The organism is Thermosynechococcus sp. OHK43, from assembly GCF_014466085.1.
In the GTDB taxonomy this organism is placed as follows: Bacteria; Cyanobacteriota; Cyanobacteriia; order Thermosynechococcales; family Thermosynechococcaceae; genus Thermosynechococcus.
This window is the reverse complement of sequence record NZ_JACOMP010000084.1, coordinates 1-5,776: the sequence shown is the minus strand read 5'-3', so window position 1 is coordinate 5,776 and position 5,776 is coordinate 1. Positions and strand designations below refer to the sequence as shown.

Genomic DNA, 5,776 nt, shown 5'->3' with positions numbered 1-5,776 from the left:
CTTGGTGGGTGAGCGGGTATTGCTGACCCTAGGGGTCAAGCATTTAGCGGCCTTTGCGCCCCTTCAGGGGCAGGCGACCCTCTTTGCGCGGATTCTGCCCACGGTGACAGCCTTAGAAACTGCCTTGGCGGTGGGGTTCGATCGCCAGCGGTTAGTTGCCATTTTCCCCCCTGTGTCGCGGGAGCTAGAGCGTGCCCTCTGGCAACAGTGGCAAATTACAACGGTGGTCACCAAGGCCTCGGGTACCGCGAGTGAGCAGATCAAGCAAACCCTTGCCCAGGAACTGCAGGTGAAGCTGATTACACTGCAACGTCCGCCCATGGTTTATCCCCGGCAAACGAGCGATCGCGCTGGCATCGAGGCCTTTTTGCAAGAACTTTTGCAAGAACTGTCTCGTTCCTAGACAAAGCGATCAGTCACCGCCCCCAGGCTACTCGAAGACACTAGTTTGGCATATTTGGCCAACACACCACGGGTATAGCGAGGGGCAGGGGGCTGCCATTTAGCCCGCCGCGCCGCCAGTTCTTCCTCACTGACATTGAGTTGTAGGAGCCGCCGATGGGCATCAATGGTAATCGAGTCTCCCTCCTCCACAAGGGCGATCGTCCCACCAACTGCCGCTTCCGGCGCCACATGACCGACGACCATGCCATAGGTGCCTCCCGAAAAGCGACCATCGGTAATGAGGCCAACACTATCCCCTAAACCCGCGCCAATAATGGCAGAGGTGGGAGCCAGCATTTCCCGCATCCCCGGACCACCGACGGGGCCTTCATAGCGAATGACAATGACATCGCCGGGGTTGATCTTGCCCGCCAGAATGGCGTCAAGGCAGGCTTCCTCGGAGTCAAAGACGCGGGCAGGCCCGGTAATTTGGGGATTTTTCACCCCGGAGATTTTGGCCACAGCACCCTCGCTGGCTAAATTGCCCTTGAGAATGGCCAGGTGACCCGTGGCATACAAAGGTTGATCAAAAGGACGAATCACATCTTGGTTGGGGTCGGGGGTATCGGGCACATCCCGCAGCCGCTCGGCAATGGTTTCTCCAGTAATCGTTAGGCAATCCCCGTGGAGCAATCCGGCATTGAGGAGCATTTTCATGACTTGGGGAATGCCCCCTGCCCGATGTAGATCCGCAGTGACGTATTTACCCGAGGGCTTGAGGTCGCAGAGGACAGGCACCCGCTGGCGAATGGTTTCAAAATCATCAATGGTCAAGGGGACCTCGGCACTGTGGGCGATCGCCAGAAAATGCAGCACTGCATTTGTGGATCCCCCCACAGCCATAATCACACTGATGGCATTTTCAATGGATTTGCGGGTAATAATGTCACGGGGGCGGATATTTTTGCGGATTGCCTCCACTAGCACCTTGCCCGCCAACTCAGTACTGTCAGCTTTTTCGGCATCCTCCGCCGTCATCGTTGAGGAATACATTAAACTCATGCCCATTGCCTCAAAAGCCGAGGACATTGTATTTGCTGTGAACATTCCGCCACAGGAACCTGCCCCCGGACAGGCATGGTGTTCAATGGCATGGAGCGTTGCTTCATCCATTTTGCCGGCACTAAACTGACCCACGGCTTCAAAGGCGCTGACAACCGTAAGGTCTTGACCCTGCCAATGACCGGGCTTAATCGTACCCCCATAGACAAAAATGGCCGGAATGTTCATCCGTGCCATGGCAATCATCGCGCCGGGCATATTCTTGTCACAGCCACCGATCGCCAGCACCCCATCCATACTTTGGGCATTACAGACAGTCTCAATCGAATCAGCAATCACATCCCGCGAGACCAAGGAGTATTTCATCCCTTCAGTGCCCATGGAAATACCATCGCTGACCGTAATTGTGCCAAACAACTGCGGCATCCCTCCCGCGGCACGAATTCCTGCTTCGGCGCGACTGGCAAGGGCAGCAATCCCCATATTGCAGGGAGTAATTGTGCTGTGGGCACTGGCCACCCCAACTATGGGCTTGTTAAAATCCTCGTCGCCAAAACCCACAGCTCGCAGCATGGCTCGGTTGGGGGTGCGTTGAATGCCTTCTGTAATGATGCGACTGCGCCAATTTTCTGCCATAGTGTTCTCGCGATCGGCCTAAACGTCAATAAAGCATTTTTCTATTTTCTCTCACCTGTGGGCGATCGCTCTATGGGCCAAGCCAAATAAAACACTAAAGCAGCAAACAAACCGAGACCGGAAAGATACTTCACACTGTTGGGAATCAGCGGATTGGGCGACCAAAAGCCCTCAATCATAGCCGCAATCACCAGCAGTGGCACAATTCCAAACATGAGTTGCGCCGCCAAGGCACCATTGCGTTTTAAGGCCCTAAGGCGAGGGTAGCGCCCTGGCAAGAGAATTGCCTGCCCCAGCAACAGACCGGCCGCCCCCGCCAAAAAAATCGCGGGCAACTCTAAGGCACCATGGGGACTGACAAACGCCCAAAAGGGATACGCTAGGTTGTTTTGCGCCACAAGGGCAGCGATCCCCCCAATGTGCAGACCGTTGTTCCAAAGGATGTAGAGGGTTCCCAGGCCGCCCAGGATGCCTCCCGCGACCATTGCCAAAGCCACACTCAGGTTATTCGTCAGAATGGCACTGGAGGCCAAGGGCTCAATCCCCACAATTGATCCCATCCACAGCTTGCCCTCCTTTTCCACGACGGAGAGGATGTCTGGGGGCACCAGCAGTTCCAAAAACTGGCGATCGCGCCACCCATACCACCAAGCGATCGCGGCGGCCACCAGAAACACCCCCAAGGCCAAGGCCGTATAGACCCATGTTTGCTGCACAACCGCCGGGAAGCCCCGCTGCAAAAAACACCACACCTTGCGCCCATCGTGGGAGTGCTGACCCTGATAGATCTGACTGTAGCTTCGCAAGGTGAGACCCTGCAAATAGTTGACAATGCCACTGCCTAGGCGGCGAGTTTTTGCCCGCGCCAAATCAGCACTGACAAGGCGGTACAACTGACTGAGGCGGCGAATTTCCGCTGCTGACCAGCCCTGAATTCCCTCAATTTCGGCACGGTTGAGCAGTTGTTCTAGCTCTAGCCACTGGGGCTCCTGCCGGATTAGCCAGCGTTCAACATTCATCGGGATCGGATGCCTCTTGAACTAGCCCCAAAAAGGACTCTAGACGCCTACGGGGAATGTAGGGCCAGCCGCCATTGGTTTCAATATCCCGCAGCAGTTTATAGAGGGCTTGGCGATTGGTGGGCAACGCTGCCTGAAACTGATTGTCACAAATTTCACGGTGCAATTGCTCTAAAAGTCGCAGCAGTGCCAACAGATCATGGACATTTCCATTGGCTTGGGCCGCTGCCATACGGATACGTTCAGCCAGGGCATTGAGGTCGGTGGTGGTCAACGGAGAGGGCGAGGAAATCATTTTTTCTATAGAGGTTTTTGAACTAAGAATAACGATGTTTTAGCACAGTTGCTACGATCGTGTTAGCAAAGAAAGAGGTTTTTGACAATGTTGCGGACCCATGTCGCCCTTGTGGGGGCAGCCACCTTGAGCCTAGGTCTAGCGATCGCTCCCCCGGCCTTTGCAGAACAGGAGGTGGAAGTTGCTCGCGACAGTAAGGGCTATGTTTACACCGTTGATATGCATTCCCGTCGGTTCTATACCAATCAAAATGGCATTGTCCAAGTAGATTTTCACCTCTCGACCCGTGGAGATGACTATTGGCACCCGGCAACCGCCTCCTGCGACCCCTACGATGTGAAAAGTGAGTACTACGGTTGGGAGTGGGACGGTAGCCAAAGTTATCCTCCGGGCACAATCGGCGGTGACATTGCCCGGGCGGTTTGCCATAATTAGTCGGGGCTTGCAGCGCCGATGGCTTGGGCCAGCTCGGCGGGGGCAAAAACCCCCTTCTCGGTGATAATGCCGCTAATGAGGGAAGCCGGTGTAACATCAAAGGCCGGATTGTAGAAATCCACCCCCGCAGGCGTAATACGGCTAAACCCCACCTGATAAATTTCTTGGGGATGCCGCTCCTCAATGGGAATTGCGGCCCCAGTGGCAATGTTGGTGTCAATTGTCGAAAGGGGCGCGGCAACAAAGAAAGGAATGCTGTGGGCCCGGGCGGCCAGGGCAACGCTGTAGGTGCCAATTTTGTTGGCGGTATCTCCATTCAGGGCAATGCGATCCGCCCCTACCACCACCGCATCAATCATCCCCCGCTGCATACAGTGGGCGGCCATGGTATCAGCAATCAGAGTGACAGGAATGCCCTCTTGGACACATTCCCAAGCAGTTAATTTGGCTCCCTGAAGCCGGGGCCGGGTTTCATCGGCATAGACCCGCTCTAAGCGACCCGCCGCCCAAGCGGCACGAACCACCCCTAAGGCTGTTCCATAGCCTGCTGTCGCTAGGGCCCCCGCATTGCAGTGGGTAAGGAGGCGCAATTTCTCGGGAGTTGTTGGCAGAACCTTAAGGCCGTTTTCACCAATGGCTTGACAGGCTTGCACATCTTCCTGGGCAATGGTTTGTGCAGTTTCAAGGAGGTGTTGCTGAAGTTCCCCAAGGGTGGCTGTGGGCTGTTGGGCTGCTCCTAGCATGCGATCAATGGCCCAAAATAAATTCACTGCCGTCGGCCGGGTTTGGCGCAATTCCGAAGCAATATTCTCAAGGTGGGCTAAGAAGCCCTCGCGATCGCTGCCCCTGTATTCCCGCGCTCCCAAAACCATGCCAAACGCTGCTGCCACACCAATTGCTGGTGCGCCCCGGACAATCATCGTCCGAATGGCGGTGGCCATCTCCGCTGCGGTGGTGATGTCCTTGAGTTCATACTGTTCTGGCAAGCGGGTTTGATCAATTAATTGCACGCGATCGCCCGCCCACACCACAGGAAAGATGGTTCCGACATTTGCTGTGACAGCCACAACAGCCTCCGTAGGTGCATCTAAATTGACTACTCATCATCGCCTAGGGTAAAAATTCATTTTAACCATTAGCCCGCGGCAACCAATCAACCCCTAGGCAAAGGTCAGTTCACCATTGACCTCGAGGCGGGTAAATGGGTTGGGAATTAGAAACTGCTCCCCCAAGGCCTCCGCCACACTGGGGGTAATCCAGCCGAGTTGCTTCAACAGTTGAATGGCAACGGCGTATTTGGCACGCTGGGCACCGTCACTGACCTTGATGGCTAATCCCATGCCTTCCCCCACACGCCCCACACATTGAATCCCCTCAGCCCCAGACTTACTGAGAATTTCCCCCTCCGTGAGGCGCATCAGCTCACTATCAAAGGCACCGGGGCCTGCAACAAAATCAGGGTGGTGGGTCATGGCACGAACCACGCGCTCCATTGCCCAGTCATTGCCAGAGGCGAGTTGGCCATAAAGGGTAGCCATCTGCACCAGTTGCATTAAGTAGGTGGGCGCCCCACAGTCGTCGTGGGCACAGATAAACTCGGCGGCGGGCATCTTCAGCAGTTCCGCCACCTTGGCGAGGATGAGCGTTTGAACGGGGTGATTTTTGTGGAGATAGCTTGCCAATGGCCAATTGCGCCGTTGACAAACCGCTAGCATCCCCGCGTGTTTACCCGAACAGTTGTGCTGAAGTGCCCCTTGGCGACCGGGGGGAACGGGACATTGCAAGGCGGTGGGATCCACATCGGCACGCCAAAGGATGTTAAAGACTTGGCGCACTTGCTCAATACGACCTTGGTGGGAGCTGCAGATAATCGCAAGGTCGCGATCGCTCAAATCAAACCGCTCCATTGTTCCCGTTGTCGTCACTGCCAAGGCTTGAAAGGGCT

7 protein-coding genes are annotated in these 5,776 nt (G+C 55.6%); 2 read left to right on the top strand and 5 right to left on the bottom strand.

Features of this window, described 5'->3' with window-relative positions; translation table 11 throughout:
- Positions 1 to 403, top strand: a 403-nt coding sequence (locus H8Q75_RS03625) for a precorrin-6A/cobalt-precorrin-6A reductase (protein WP_297040592.1), incomplete at its 5' end; no start/stop codon positions are given.
- Here H8Q75_RS03625 and ilvD read toward each other — a convergent pair.
- Genes ilvD through H8Q75_RS03610 form a run of 3 tightly spaced genes read right to left on the bottom strand, consistent with a single transcriptional unit; the run spans position 400 to position 3,396 of the window.
- Positions 400 to 2,082, bottom strand: coding sequence for a dihydroxy-acid dehydratase (gene ilvD / locus H8Q75_RS03620; RefSeq protein ID WP_297040590.1), 1,683 nt, complete (start codon positions 2,080 to 2,082; stop codon positions 400 to 402). The genes H8Q75_RS03625 and ilvD overlap by 4 nt on opposite strands.
- A gap of 41 nt (positions 2,083 to 2,123) precedes the next feature.
- On the bottom strand, positions 2,124 to 3,101 hold the full coding sequence (locus tag H8Q75_RS03615) for a stage II sporulation protein M (RefSeq protein ID WP_024124150.1): 978 nt from the start codon (positions 3,099 to 3,101) through the stop codon (positions 2,124 to 2,126).
- Positions 3,091 to 3,396, bottom strand: coding sequence for a hypothetical protein (locus tag H8Q75_RS03610; RefSeq protein WP_041428947.1), 306 nt, complete (start codon positions 3,394 to 3,396; stop codon positions 3,091 to 3,093). Before H8Q75_RS03610 ends, H8Q75_RS03615 begins: the two co-directional genes overlap by 11 nt.
- Before the next feature lie 87 nt (positions 3,397 to 3,483).
- Here H8Q75_RS03610 and H8Q75_RS03605 point away from each other — a divergent pair, with 87 nt between their 5' ends.
- Entirely contained in the window at positions 3,484 to 3,831 is a 348-nt protein-coding gene (locus H8Q75_RS03605) for a hypothetical protein (RefSeq protein WP_297040583.1), read from the top strand.
- Here the strand turns inward: H8Q75_RS03605 and mtnA are convergent.
- Complete coding sequence (gene mtnA, locus H8Q75_RS03600) at positions 3,828 to 4,898, bottom strand: S-methyl-5-thioribose-1-phosphate isomerase (RefSeq protein WP_297040580.1); 1,071 nt, start codon at positions 4,896 to 4,898, stop codon at positions 3,828 to 3,830. The two genes, H8Q75_RS03605 and mtnA, sit on opposite strands and share 4 nt — an antisense overlap.
- A gap of 93 nt (positions 4,899 to 4,991) precedes the next feature.
- The coding region (locus H8Q75_RS03595) for an asparaginase (protein WP_297040577.1) at positions 4,992 to 5,776 on the bottom strand (785 nt) is incomplete at its 5' end.